Raw genomic sequence first — 11,801 nt, forward strand, 5'->3', positions numbered from 1 at the left:
AGTGAGTTCACCGGAGCCGGTACACGACCTCGCGCGCGGCGACCTCGGGGTCTCGCGCCAGCTCTCGAAGGCGCTGCAGGTCATCATGGCGGGCACAACCGACCCGCGACTGAAAGATCAGATCCGTGCGATTCTCGACGGCCGGGCCAGCGCTCGGGAATTGATGCGCAGCGACGCTTTCAACGCGGTTCTCGATCAGACCATGCCCGCGGCGATGCAGCAGTTCGCGGAGATGCCCGAGGGGGAACGCCAGCGGCTCGCGGAGCAGGGACAAAGACAGCTCGACCAGCTCCGCGAGCAGCCGCCGACATGGTCGGTCCCGGCGCAGTCGGCCGAGCCGTCGCCTCCGCAACAGTCACAGGTGCCGCCGCAGCCGCCCGTGTCCTCTGCGGCGAGCGGCCGTCGCGGGTCCTATCGCGACCAGGTGGTCACCCCTGACGAACCCGATGAAGACGACCTCTACTTCCGTGATCGCTGGAAGAACGGCTGGCTGCGGTGACCGGGCGGCAGAAGGTGCTGTTCGAGACCGAGATGGATCCGGACCGTGTCCCGCTTCTCACGACAGCACCGCTGAACCTGAAACTTGCCGAGTCATTGCCCGCTGTGTGCAGCGAACACGGCCGGCCTGCTGTGGAGAGTCGTTCTTTCACAGTGAATTCCATGGGGCAGCCGGGGTCGGAGATTCCGACGATGCGGTCTTTCCTCGGATCGATCAGGCCGCCCTGGAAGCCGCGGGAGAACTACGGGGTGCAGGCCTGCCTCCGGTTCGAGTATCCGGCCTGCGAATACTGCATGCACGAGGTCCGTCGGTTCCGGCGGGTTGCGCTGCTGATGCTGCTGATCGTCGTGGCGACGATCGGGGCGCTGGTTGCGGCGGTTGTTTTCCGGGTCGAGCAGCTCTATGTGCCGCTGGGCTTCGCCGCCGTGCCCGGATGCTTCCCCATCGCCATGGTTGTCGGCCTGGTCTCCTGGATGCGGTCCGACTACTTCGCGGATGTCTGGTTGACCGATTCGGCCGAGCAGTTGATCGTGTCGTCGCACCCGGACTTCGTTACGGCCGTGGATCGGTTTCGAGCGGAGGCAGGTGACTGAGGACCGGTAGGGGCGGTGTTCATGCGGGAACAGCCCGTCGGACGACGGACGAGCGCTGGATGCGGGCACCGATCGAGGCTTTCGGAGAGGTGGCAGAGCGGCCGGAGCAGGCGCCTCGAAACCGACAGTGGTGAGAGACCGGGATTCGAATCTCTCGGTCTCCGCTGGATGTTGCCCGTACTGCATGCGTCCGGGTTCAGGTTCGGACCGTCTCCTCCACCAGGTTCATCTCGTTCCACAGCCGGTGCCAGTCCGCGGCCTGCCCGGGGCGGCCGGCGTATGCCTGTGTGAGCTCTTCCCGGAAATCCCGGTTTCGCGCGGAGTAGGTGTATTCCTCGGCCAGCGTGCGTGGGCGACCCCGCTCCTCCGCCAGGACCAGTCCGCCCTCCGGCGGTGCGGACCATTCGCCCGTCGCCGTCCGGTGGTTCTCGTACAACAGGTCGGAGCGGGAGCGCACCTTGATCTCGTCGACATCCACCGGTGGATGCGGCGATTCGAGCAGGCGCAGCAGCTCGGCCGAACCGTCGAAACAGATGTCCTGCGCGCGGGTGGGCACATATCGGCCGGTACCGTCGCGTAGGCGCTCACCGAGGAAGCGGGTGAGCACCGATGCCCCGCTCTCCCGACGTGATACCGCTACGGCTTCGACGGTCGAGTGATAGGTGTGCATCCGGAAGCGCTCGATGACGCGTGCCGCACGCGCCGGGTTGCCCGCGCCCTCCTCGAGGACGGCGTTCCGGCGGCCCGCGATCACATGGTCGATGGCCATATCGAGCCATCGTTCCGCGGTCGGATAGAGGTGGTCACCGGCCGTGAAGTCGTCGTGCGCACGGAGTTCGGCGAACATCGGGTGGTACCGCATGTAGTCGTCGGCGATCAGCGGGACCGCGCCGCCGCGGTCGCCGAAGGACGCCACGATGGCCCGTATGGCCGTGGACTTTCCCGCGCCCGGCTGGGCCAGCGCGACGACCAGCCGGGGCCGCTCCGTCGCCGCCTTGGTCCGACCCGGGATATCCAGTTGTTCGGGAACGATTCTCGTCTCGAATATCCGGCGCATATCGTGATCGGACAACGCGAAGCGAAGGGCGCTCTTGCGCAGCTCGCTCGCGAGCCCGTGCACCGTTCCCCGCAGTTCGCCGCTCGCGGAGTAGATCGCGTTGCCGATTCGGCAGGCTCCCCGCGCCGCGACCGCTGAAACCGGTGACCGCAGGTACTTCACATCAGTCCACAGGATGTGATTGTGTCGGATTCTCGCCGGTGGGTAGCCCACGGTGCTACTCGGCCGCGGCCCCGGGGACCTGCCGGAGCGGCCACGCACCTCGGCGAGGGAGCGTAACCGGGTTCGCGTCGCGGATCCCCGTTCACTCCGTGTCGGCATAGGAGGCGGGTCGGAGCCGCGGTCACCGCGACGCGGAACACGGCCCGTATAAGCGCCGCGGGCGCGGGTGTTGCGTACGGTGGACACGTGACGCAATCGAGCGACGTAACCCCCGGTCCGGCGGCGACGCCGGCCGCCGGACGGTGGCCCGCGGTTCTCACCTGGCGCGCGCACGACGGCTCGCGGATGGAATCGGTTCGCGTAACGCTCAACGGCAACCGGATCCGCGCCAGCGGCCGCATCGTCGGCAGCGGGTGCGGCGAGCACACCGCGTTCAGTGCCTCCTACGACCTGGTCACCGACGAGAACGGCGCGACCAGGCGCCTGTCGATGAGCAGCACCACCGCGGCCGGGGAGCGGCACGCGTCCCTGGCCCGCGACGAGGAGAACTACTGGCTCGTCGATGCCACCGGCACCCATATCCGGTCCATGTTCGGCGGCGCCCTCGACGCGGACGTGGTGCTCAGCCCGTTCTTCAACACCCTGCCCATCCGCCGGTTCGATCTGCAACACGCCATGGAGGATGTGCAGGTCCCGGTGGTCTATGTCCGGTTGCCGGAGCTGACGGTGCAGGAGGCCGATCTCACCTACAGCAGCGCCAAAGACGGGATCAGCGTCCTTTCGCCGGTGTCGAGCGCGACCCTCACCGTCGATCCCGACGGTTTCGTGCTGGACTACCCGGGTCTGGCCGAGCGGGTCTGAGTACGGTCAGTCGCCGGCCGACGCCGCGAGGTGGGCGACGACCCCGCCCGCCCGGCCCGCTTCCTGTAGTTTCTCCAGCCAACCCGGCGCGCCCGGGGAGACGTCGGTGATCTCCCAGCGCTCGGCCGCTTCGTAGCGCTGCCGGGCGGCGTGACCGGCCGCGGTCAGTTCGGCGAGGGAGGTCTGCGCGCCGAGGGACTCCCGGGCCTCACCCAGCGCGGTCAGCGTCTCGTCCAGTACCGCCAGCAGCGCCTCGGAGTTGGGTTCACAGATCGCCCGCACCAGATCGGGCGCGGTGCCCGCGACCCGGGTGCCATCCCGGAACGACCCGGCCGCCAGTCCGAGCGCGAGGTCACCGCCGCGGGCCCCGGCCACCGCCAGCGCTTCGGCGAGAACATGCGGTAGGTGGGAGATCCGGGCCACGGCACGGTCGTGTTCGGAGGCGGTCACCGGGACGGCTACCGCACCGCAGTCCAGGGCCAGCCGGGTGACGCGTGTCCAGACGTCCGCGTCGGTGCCCGGGTCCACCCCGACCGCCCATGCCGCGCCGCGGAACAATTCCGTATCGGTTGCCTGCCAGCCCGATTCGGCGGTGCCCGCCATCGGGTGCCCGCCGACGTAGCGGGCTTCGAGTCCGTACCGCCGCACCGCCGCCGCGACAGGGGCCTTCACACTCACCACATCGGTCAGCGCGCATCCCGGCGCGTATTCGGCGATCGCGTCGAGCATCGCGTGCACCGCCGGCATCGGCACCGCCACCACGATGAGAGCATCTGCTTCGGCGGCCCGGCGCAGTACCGCCGCGAGATCGTCGCTGACATCGAAACCCGAGGTCCGGGCCGCCGCCACGCCCGGCGCCGAGCGGTTGTATCCCCAGCAGGTCCGACCGGCCGCGGTCGCCGCACGCAGCAGCGAGCCCCCGATCAAACCCATCCCGAGAACACAGAGCGCCGTATGGTCGTCAGCAGTCACCGGAACAGATTCGCATACGACTTCATCTAACGGCCCCGGGCCGACTACCGTTGCGCCCATGGCAGCACAGCGCTCGGGGACGAACAGGGCGACGTCGGATGATTACGACGACGTGGAAGGGTTCGCGGTGGCCGTTGTCCGGGAAGACGGTACCTGGCGGTGCGCTCCGTTGACCTCGGCCGCGCTCACCACCCTGTCGGCCGCGGAGAACGAGCTGAAAGCTCTGCGTTCCTCCGGCGCGGTCTTCGGACTCCTGGACATCGACGACGAGTTCTTCATCGTGGTACGGCCCGCTCCCAGCGGTACCCGGCTGCTGGTGTCGGACGCGACCGCGGCGATCGACTACGACATCGCCGCCGATGTCCTCGAGGAACTCCATGTCGAGATCCCCGATATCGATCCCGACGAACTCGACGATGTCGAGCCGTGGGAGGAGGGCGACCTCGGCATCCTGGCCGATCTGGGCCTGCCCGAACCGGTGCTCAGTGTGATCCTCGCCGAGACCGATCTCTATCCCGATGAACAGCTCGCGATGGTCGCCCAGCGGCTGGGTTTCGCGTCGGAGTTCTCCGCGGTGCTCGACAAACTGCCCCGCTGAGGTGAGCGTTCCGCTCGCCGATATCGAGATGGTGCGTACGGCTCTCGCCGTCGCCGCCACCGCTGACCCGCGGGATGTACCCGTGGGCGCGGTGGTGTTCGACGACCAGGGCCGCGAGTTGGCCCGCGCCACCAATGCGCGCGAGGCATCCGGCGATCCCACCGCCCATGCCGAGGTGCTGGCCCTGCGCCGCGCGGCCGCGGTGCACGGCGACGGCTGGCGGCTCACCGGCACAACTCTCGCGGTGACCTTGGAGCCGTGCACCATGTGCGCCGGCGCGCTGGTGGCGGCCCGGGTGGACCGGCTGCTGTTCGGGGCATGGGAGCCCAAGACGGGGGCGGTCGGTTCGTTGTGGGATGTGGTCCGCGACCGGCGTCTCAACCACCGGCCCCAGGTACGCGGCGGGATCCTGGAGGCCGAATGCGCGTCGATCCTCGACGATTTCTTCCGGAACCAGCGCTGAGTTCCTGTTCATCGAAGTTCCGGCATCGGTGCCGGAGTGGGTTGCCGGTGCGGCCCGGAGCGGATTCGCGACGGTGAGGGCTCATCGCACGGGCGCCTCCGGAGATTCACAGGTCGGGCCCTCGATTTAGGGATACGGGGCTGTTCCGGTATTGTTGCGGGCGGTGGCGTGTCCGAGCGGCCTAAGGAGCACGCCTCGAAAGCGTGTGAGGGGTAACCCCCCTCCGAGGGTTCAAATCCCTCCGCCACCGCTCCAGCCCCTTACCTGAATTGTCAGGTGAGGGGCTTTTTTCATCTCCGCGGAACGCCCGTCCGGGCCCAATGCCCACATTTGGCCCACATTCCGGCGGGCGTGCGCGTCGTGTATCGCCTGCGCGACCTCGTCCAAGTCGTCGTCGAGTAGGTCCGCGTAGGTGTGCAGCGTCTCCTTGGCGTCCTTGTGTCCGAGTGGGCGCGCCAGGCCGAGCATCAGCTACTTTCGCGGCCAGAGACAGCCGGTCGCGCTCAATCCTGCTGGGTGAGCTCGGCGTTTAGTTCCTGGGCCTCGGCGAGTTGGTCTTCGAGGATGATGATCCGACACGTCGCTTCCAAGGGCGTGCCACGGTCGATGAGTTCGCGGGCAGCGATACGCAGCTGGTATCGGGAGTAGCGGCGGTGCCCGCCGGGCGAGCGTTGCGGGGTGATCAGGTGCGCGTCGTCCAGGGTGCGCAGGAACGCTTGGCTGGTGCCGAGCAGGTCGGCGGCGCGGCCCATGGTGTAGGCAGGGTAGTCGTCATCGTCGAACTTCTCGTTCGCGGTCGTGGGTTCGGTAATCGTGTGGTCTCCATACGCCGAAGTGCCCCGGCGCCTGCGGCGCCGGGGCACTGAAGGGGAGAATTACTTCGTCTTCCGACATGTAACCGAAACGTCGGCGATCACCCCGACTACATAACTTCGCGGGTGACCGACGGGCAACGCCTCCCTTCTCTTCACGGTGTTACTTCATCTTCTTTCCGTGCAACTTCACCCGCTTCCCAGCGGGCGGCGGAACCGTCATTCGTGCTGGCCCCTTGGCCGCGCCCGCGGTCTTACCTGTCACGGGTAGTTTCGTCATCTCCCGTGCCGTCTGGATACTTCTTTCTCTTCCAACGCCACAGAAGCTACCACGCGCTCTCGTGAATGTCTATCGTTGTCGCTACAGATTTTTTTATGTGCCTGAGGCAGGGCGTAGCGCGAGGTCTTGATCAGCGACGGAGCCGTTGCGCAGCGCGGCCGCTGCGTCTTCGGGATGTGTGGCATGCTGGGTGTCGAGCACGGGTTGTTGCAGTGATCGCCCGGCTCGCAACAGGAAGTAAATAAAAGTATGTCGCAAGGCAGTGTGAAGTGGTTCAACGGCGAAAAGGGCTTCGGTTTCATCGCGCAGGACGCGGGCGGCCCTGACGTGTTCGTCCACTACTCCCAGATTTCCGGCTCCGGCTTCAAGTCCCTCGACGAGGGCCAGCGTGTCGAGTTCGAGATCGGCCAGGGCCAGAAGGGCCCGCAGGCCCAGGACGTCCGCGCCATCTAGGAGCCGACCGTTACAGAAGCCCGCGCGATACGCGCGGGCTTCTTGCTTTTCCGGGCCGGATCGGTCAGGCGGGGCATACGACGGGCGGCCGTATGGCACTCATCGACAGCAGCACCCCTTCACTGTTGGTGCTGTTGCTGCCTGCGTCGTACGCGCCTGATCGCCCACTCATGCAACGCTTTGCGGCGCAGAACCTTCTGCTCCGCGCGGGCCTTGTCCTGCAAGGCCCGCTTGGCCGCACGAGGCATCTGCCCCTCATGGCGTGCCTTCTCCCGCAGCGCGACCTTGCCCTCGACCAGTGCCGAACGTAAACCGCGCCGCCGGCCGGTGTGCGGATCGATTCCGGGCCAATGGTGCTGGACCCACTGACCGGCCGCCGGCAACGCCGACCCGGCCGGTCCCGCGAATTTCTGCTCCGAGGCGGTTTCGGGTGCGTCGTCGGCGGTGCGGCGCAGGAACCGGTCCGGCAGCGCGAGCTTGTGAATCGTGCGGAAAGACAGCAGGTACTGCCTGCCGAGGGAACCGGTCGTGTAGGGCAGGTCGTAGGTGTCGCACAGCCGGCGCACCCGCGCGGCGATCTCTGGATACCGATTGCTCGGAAGGTCGGGGAAAAGGTGATGCTCGATCTGGTAGCAGAGATTGCCACTCATGAACGCCATCACGGGACCCGCCCGGAAGTTCGCGCTGCCCAACATCTGACGTAGATACCATTCCGCGCGCGTTTCGTCGGCGAAGTGCTCCTCGGTGAACTTCTCGGCGCCATCGGGGAAGTGCCCGCAGAAGATCACCGCATACGCCCACAGATTGCGGGCCAGATTGGCGATGAGGTTCGCCGTCAGCGTCTGCTTCCACGCCGGGCCGGTGAGCAGCGGATGGATCACGAAGTCCTTGGCCACCTGCCGCCGGGCCTTGCGAAGGAACGCTCTGTTCGGCCCGGACAGCAGCCGTGAACCCGGCTCGCCGATGCGGGCCTGCTCGGCCGACAGGTCGTGCCAGGCGATGCCCCACTCGAAGGTCGCGGCGAGAACCAGGTTGGCCAGCGGTTGAACGAGATGAACGGGCCGCCAGGCTTCGTCGCGGGTCATCCGCAGGATGCCGAATCCCAGGTCTTCGTCTCGGCCCAGCACGTTGGTGTAGGTGTGGTGCGAGTAGTTGTGCGCCTGCTTCCACTGCGCCGAGGTCCCGATCATGTCCCACTCCCAGCTGGTGGAGTGGATTTCGGGGTCGTTCATCCAATCCCACTGCCCGTGGCTGATGTTGTGCCCGAGCTCCATGTTCTCGATGATCTTCGCGACCGACAACAGCGCTGTGCCGGCCAGCCACGCCGGCCGCTTCCTGCCCGCCAACAATGTGACCCGGCCGACGACCTCCAATATGCGCTGAACGCGGATCGCCCGACGAATATAGTTCGCATCCCGCTCGCCCAGCGACTTCTCCACATCGCCGCGAATGGCGTCGAGCTCCGCGCCGAGTGCCTCGATATCAGCAGGCGTCAAATGCGCGTAGGCATTGATGTCGGTGATGGCCACCGTGATCCCTTTCCGTATCCAGGTTGCACGGGCCACAGCGATGCGGGCACAGGGTCTCCTCGACCGCATCCGGGCATGAGCAACTCGACCGGCACCGAGAATATCGCTGCAGACCAGCAGCAGCTCACACGTCACAACAGCGGTCACCACCACCCGAAAGTCACACTCGCCTCGCGCCTACTCGAACTCGCCGGGAAATCGCTGTCCCGCATGCCAATCCGAGGAGAGCGGTTCAGGCGCTGCTGTCAGAGGGTAAGAAGGGTTCAAATCCCTCCGCCGCCGCTCGGCCCTTACCTGAATCGTCAGGTGAGGGGCTTTTCAGTGGAACGGCCGAGAAGGCACCGCTTCGGGGGCCGGGGTGGCCCGTGTTGCCGGGCAGCGTTCGAGATGCAGTGTGCAGGTGGGGTTCACCCGCGGCAGGGCACGCGCGGCGGCTTCCTGCATGGGAGTGGGGCCGCAGACGTAAACGGCGGCATGCGGGTTCGCGCGGGCCAGGATCTCCTCCATATCCGGCGTCCCGAACTCGTCGTCCGGCCGGATGACCGCGCCGGGGACTCGGTCGAGGAAGGGCATCGACTCCCGGCTGCGCCCGACGTAGACGAGGTGGCCCCGCCGGCCGGCCGCCTGGGCCATGGGGAGGATGGGAGTGATTCCCATGCCTCCGGCGACGAAGAGATACTCCTCCGCGTCGATGAACGGAAAGGTGTGCCGGGGGCCGTGGACCCGCAGCGCGTCACCGCTGCGGAGGGTTTCGTGGATTTCGATCGAGCCGCCGTTGCCGTGCGGCATGAGCCGGACGGCGATCCGGTAGGCCGAGCGGTCGCGGGGATCGCCGCACAGTGAGTACTGCCTGCGGCGTCCGGACGGTAGGGACAATTCCAGGTGGGCGCCCGGTAACCAGGCGGGTAACGGGTCGCCGTCGGGATCCACCAGGACCACGGTCACCACGTCGACGGCCTTGCGCCGGATCGCGGCGACCACGAGCCTGCGGTTGAACCCGCTGTGCCAGAGCACCTTCGAATGCGGCAGCAATGAGGCGGGCCGGTGGGCGACGAATATGGACCGGCAGACGTCCACAGCCGTGCCGATCATCTGGAATCCGCGAGCCGGTACCTGGGTGCCCATCAGTTGTCTCCCGATAGTCGGGATGTACGACGCACCAGGGTGAAACAAGCGGCTGCTTGGCTGGTCTGCACCATTCGGCGAATCTACATCGCAACATAATTAATAGCAATGTTGCAATATTGCGAGTGCCCGATAGGTGTTTGCGCTCACGCGGTACTTGCTAGCGTTAACTGCATGTCCGCCGCGTATACATCGTCACCCGGACTGCAGGACGGTATCGAGGCTCGCATTCTGGACGCGGCGTTGATCAGATTCAGCGAGTTCGGCGTCAAGAAGACGACAATCGAAGACATCGCCAGGCAGGCCGGTGTCGACCGCGTCACCATATATCGCCGCGTCGGTTCCCGCGACGATGTGGTGCAGGCGGTCGTGAGCCGAGAGGTAGCCGCGGTCCTCATCGAGGTCGACGCCATTTCCACCCGGCACTCCAGCCTGGCGGACCTGATCGCCGATATTTTCGTGACAATCGTCACACGGTGGCGTGATCATCCGCTGGTCAAGCGCATGTTGACCGTCGAACCCGAACGCATTCTGGAAAAACTGACCGTGGAGGGCGGTCCGGTCTTCGCCATGTCGGTGGCGGCCGCCCATACCGCCCTGTGCCGCGCCGCGGACGCCGGCCTGTTCACCGAACCCGCCGATCTGCTGACCCGCGCGGAAGTGGCGTGCCGGCTGGTGCACTCGTTCATTCTCTGCCCGTCGGGCCTGGTGCCCTTGGAGTCCGACGAGCAGCTCGACGAATTCGCTCGCGCCTACGTGGTTCCCATCGTGGCCTCCGGGCAGTGAGAACCGAGCCGCCCCGAGGCGGCGCAGCGGACAGCAACTGACCGCAACGGATGTCATGCTCGCGCCATGACCACTACACCGCTGATCAGTCCCGTGTCCGAACTCGGCAACGGTTACGGGAGCGTCAACGCATTCGCCGCGGTCAAGGGACCCGGTGGCGCCCGGGCCTTCATCGAATTCCTGGGCGCGGTGTTCGACGCAGTCGAGACCCCGGAGGCGCACGCCGTCGACACCGACGGCCTGCTGATCCACGCGGAAGTGCGGATCGGCGACTCCTGCCTGATGGTGGTGGACTCCAAACCGGACTGGGTGTTCACTCCGGCCCTGCTCCAGGTCAATGTGGCCGACTGTGACGAGATACTGCGGCGGGCCGCGGCCCGGGGCGCGCGGATCATCACCGAGACCACGCCCTTCTACGGCGCTTCCTCGCTCGCCCGTTTCATCGATCCGTGGCGCAATGTGTGGTGGCTGTTCGGGCCCGCGATCGAGAACGCGCCGGAACCGACCTGGGACCCGGACGCGGCGACGGAAGAGTCCGAGATCCACGCGACCATCTGCCAGGCCATGCGGGAATTGTCGGCGCCGGCGGACTCGACGACGTAGTTCCGCGGCGGCGGACTGTCCGCCGGGCTCCGGGTGGTGCCCGTAGCGGCAGTGTCACGGTTTCGGCGCGGACCGCGGAAATCGTCGCCGGGCAGCGCGCGGCGCCCTGGAGAATCGAGGGTATGACCGCTCTCGTCCTGACGCCCGAACGCCGAACCGAATTGGCCGCGTTGCTCGACGACGAGGTCCGGTTGCGGACCGAGTACCCGAAGGTCGCCGAGTACCTGGCCACCGCTCCACTGCTGGACGGGACCGGTGATCCGCACGCCGATGCGGCGTTCGATCTGCGGTTCGTGCACTACATGACCGGCGGGGACGCCGAGTCGGGCAATCCGTACTGGAATATCGTCGGCCCGGCCGTCGGATCCGCCGGCGACCGGCGAGTCGTCGACGGCGGTAACCCGCGGGGGAGTGTGCGGCTGGGGTTCGCCCAGACGATCCTGCAGGCCACCTACGCCTACGCGATTCCGGCACCCGAGACGCTCGACTGGATTGTGGCCTTCGGCGCGGGCCGCCCCGTGGTCGAGTTGGGGGCGGGTCGCGGCTACTGGGCGAAACTGCTCGCCGACCGGGGGGTCGCGATGACGGCTTTCGATTCCGCGCCACCGAACAGCACGGTGAACGCGTCCTTCCCGGACAGCGCGGGGAACCCGGCGGTGTGGTTTCCGGTCGGCGCGGCCGATGAGTTCGCGGCCGGGTTGGACGCGGAGTCGGTGCTGTTCCTGTGCTGGCCGCCGGGCTGGGGCGATCGAATGGCGTCGGACGCACTCGAACTCTTCGAGTCCCGAGGCGGCCGGCGCCTGATCTATGTGGGCGAACCCCCGGGCGGCAAAACCGGCGACGACGCGTTCTTCGATCGCCTCGCGGCCGGGTGGTCGCTGGAATCGGTGGACGAGCGGCACGTCCGCTGGTGGAACCTCGGCGATATGGCCCAGGGGTGGGTACGGAACGGAAACCTGCCCTGATACCGGCATTGCCCGGATGCGCCTCTCTCCGCAGATACTGGTT

Annotated in this window: 14 protein-coding genes and 1 tRNA gene; 10 read left to right on the plus strand and 5 right to left on the minus strand. The window is 67.1% G+C overall.

The genetic code is table 11. From position 1 onward, the window contains the following. The first annotated feature begins 1 nt into the window (after position 1). Together ACQPYS_RS00810 and ACQPYS_RS00815 are read left to right on the plus strand one after the other, a co-directional pair. Entirely contained in the window at positions 2 to 499 is a 498-nt protein-coding gene (locus tag ACQPYS_RS00810; RefSeq protein WP_431939483.1) for a hypothetical protein, read from the plus strand. A gap of 191 nt (positions 500 to 690) precedes the next feature. Then, the gene (locus ACQPYS_RS00815) at positions 691 to 1,092 is read left to right on the plus strand and encodes a hypothetical protein (RefSeq protein ID WP_433491451.1); all 402 of its coding nucleotides are present in this window, start codon (positions 691 to 693) and stop codon (positions 1,090 to 1,092) included. A gap of 196 nt (positions 1,093 to 1,288) precedes the next feature. Here ACQPYS_RS00815 and ACQPYS_RS00820 read toward each other — a convergent pair whose 3' ends face one another. Further along, positions 1,289 to 2,311, minus strand: coding sequence for a zeta toxin family protein (locus ACQPYS_RS00820; RefSeq protein WP_433491452.1), 1,023 nt, complete (start codon positions 2,309 to 2,311; stop codon positions 1,289 to 1,291). A 246-nt stretch (positions 2,312 to 2,557) separates the two neighbouring features. Between ACQPYS_RS00820 and ACQPYS_RS00825 the strand changes: the two genes are divergently transcribed. Continuing rightward, complete coding sequence (locus ACQPYS_RS00825) at positions 2,558 to 3,172, plus strand: putative glycolipid-binding domain-containing protein (RefSeq protein WP_084481664.1); 615 nt, start codon at positions 2,558 to 2,560, stop codon at positions 3,170 to 3,172. Positions 3,173 to 3,178: 6 nt separating this feature from the next. On the opposite strand, the gene ACQPYS_RS00830 is transcribed toward ACQPYS_RS00825, so the two are convergent. Then, positions 3,179 to 4,144, minus strand: coding sequence for a prephenate dehydrogenase (locus ACQPYS_RS00830; protein WP_433491453.1), 966 nt, complete (start codon positions 4,142 to 4,144; stop codon positions 3,179 to 3,181). 58 nt (positions 4,145 to 4,202) lie between these two features. Between ACQPYS_RS00830 and ACQPYS_RS00835 the strand changes: the two genes are divergently transcribed. The 3 genes from ACQPYS_RS00835 to ACQPYS_RS00845 all read left to right on the plus strand — a co-directional run bounded on the left by ACQPYS_RS00835 (position 4,203) and on the right by ACQPYS_RS00845 (position 5,455). Further along, a complete protein-coding gene (locus tag ACQPYS_RS00835) occupies positions 4,203 to 4,742 on the plus strand; it encodes a tRNA adenosine deaminase-associated protein (RefSeq protein ID WP_431939479.1) in 540 nt (179 codons plus the stop codon). 28 nt (positions 4,743 to 4,770) lie between these two features. After that, positions 4,771 to 5,205 (plus strand): nucleoside deaminase, encoded by a 435-nt coding sequence (locus ACQPYS_RS00840; RefSeq protein WP_433493161.1) that lies wholly within the window; start codon positions 4,771 to 4,773, stop codon positions 5,203 to 5,205. 162 nt (positions 5,206 to 5,367) lie between these two features. Beyond that, positions 5,368 to 5,455 (plus strand) — tRNA-Ser (locus ACQPYS_RS00845). Positions 5,456 to 5,708: 253 nt separating this feature from the next. Here ACQPYS_RS00845 and ACQPYS_RS00850 read toward each other — a convergent pair. Then, positions 5,709 to 6,017, minus strand: a complete 309-nt coding sequence (locus ACQPYS_RS00850) for a MerR family DNA-binding transcriptional regulator (protein ID WP_433493162.1) — start codon at positions 6,015 to 6,017, stop codon at positions 5,709 to 5,711. Positions 6,018 to 6,546: 529 nt separating this feature from the next. Between ACQPYS_RS00850 and ACQPYS_RS00855 the strand changes: the two genes are divergently transcribed. After that, positions 6,547 to 6,750: a cold-shock protein gene (locus ACQPYS_RS00855; protein WP_039828343.1), complete on the plus strand. Its 204-nt coding sequence runs from the start codon at positions 6,547 to 6,549 to the stop codon at positions 6,748 to 6,750. Positions 6,751 to 6,869: 119 nt separating this feature from the next. On the opposite strand, the gene ACQPYS_RS00860 is transcribed toward ACQPYS_RS00855, so the two are convergent. Further along, positions 6,870 to 8,279, minus strand: a complete 1,410-nt coding sequence (locus tag ACQPYS_RS00860) for a fatty acid desaturase family protein (RefSeq protein WP_433491454.1) — start codon at positions 8,277 to 8,279, stop codon at positions 6,870 to 6,872. 318 nt (positions 8,280 to 8,597) lie between these two features. Continuing rightward, positions 8,598 to 9,404: a ferredoxin reductase gene (locus tag ACQPYS_RS00865; protein ID WP_063040656.1), complete on the minus strand. Its 807-nt coding sequence runs from the start codon at positions 9,402 to 9,404 to the stop codon at positions 8,598 to 8,600. A gap of 174 nt (positions 9,405 to 9,578) precedes the next feature. On the opposite strand from ACQPYS_RS00865, the gene ACQPYS_RS00870 reads away from it, so the two are divergent. The 3 genes from ACQPYS_RS00870 to ACQPYS_RS00880 all read left to right on the plus strand — a co-directional run bounded on the left by ACQPYS_RS00870 (position 9,579) and on the right by ACQPYS_RS00880 (position 11,758). Continuing rightward, entirely contained in the window at positions 9,579 to 10,190 is a 612-nt protein-coding gene (locus ACQPYS_RS00870; RefSeq protein WP_063040658.1) for a TetR/AcrR family transcriptional regulator, read from the plus strand. Between the two features lie 66 nt (positions 10,191 to 10,256). Further along, on the plus strand, positions 10,257 to 10,793 hold the full coding sequence (locus ACQPYS_RS00875) for a VOC family protein (RefSeq protein WP_431939477.1): 537 nt from the start codon (positions 10,257 to 10,259) through the stop codon (positions 10,791 to 10,793). 122 nt (positions 10,794 to 10,915) lie between these two features. Then, on the plus strand, positions 10,916 to 11,758 hold the full coding sequence (locus ACQPYS_RS00880; protein ID WP_431939476.1) for a hypothetical protein: 843 nt from the start codon (positions 10,916 to 10,918) through the stop codon (positions 11,756 to 11,758). Positions 11,759 to 11,801 lie beyond the last annotated feature (43 nt).

Source organism: Nocardia grenadensis, assembly GCF_050942415.1.
GTDB classification, from domain to species: Bacteria; Actinomycetota; Actinomycetes; order Mycobacteriales; family Mycobacteriaceae; genus Nocardia; species Nocardia grenadensis.

Coding starts and splice junctions, on each gene's coding strand:
- ACQPYS_RS00815 (WP_433491451.1), top strand. CDS start 691: ATGCGGTCTTTCCTCGGATCGATCAGGCCGCCCTGGAAGCCGCGGGAG.
- ACQPYS_RS00835 (WP_431939479.1), top strand. CDS start 4,203: ATGGCAGCACAGCGCTCGGGGACGAACAGGGCGACGTCGGATGATTAC.
- ACQPYS_RS00840 (WP_433493161.1), top strand. CDS start 4,771: ATGGTGCGTACGGCTCTCGCCGTCGCCGCCACCGCTGACCCGCGGGAT.
- ACQPYS_RS00855 (WP_039828343.1), top strand. CDS start 6,547: ATGTCGCAAGGCAGTGTGAAGTGGTTCAACGGCGAAAAGGGCTTCGGT.
- ACQPYS_RS00865 (WP_063040656.1), bottom strand. CDS start 9,404: ATGGGCACCCAGGTACCGGCTCGCGGATTCCAGATGATCGGCACGGCT.
- ACQPYS_RS00870 (WP_063040658.1), top strand. CDS start 9,579: ATGTCCGCCGCGTATACATCGTCACCCGGACTGCAGGACGGTATCGAG.
- ACQPYS_RS00875 (WP_431939477.1), top strand. CDS start 10,257: ATGACCACTACACCGCTGATCAGTCCCGTGTCCGAACTCGGCAACGGT.
- ACQPYS_RS00880 (WP_431939476.1), top strand. CDS start 10,916: ATGACCGCTCTCGTCCTGACGCCCGAACGCCGAACCGAATTGGCCGCG.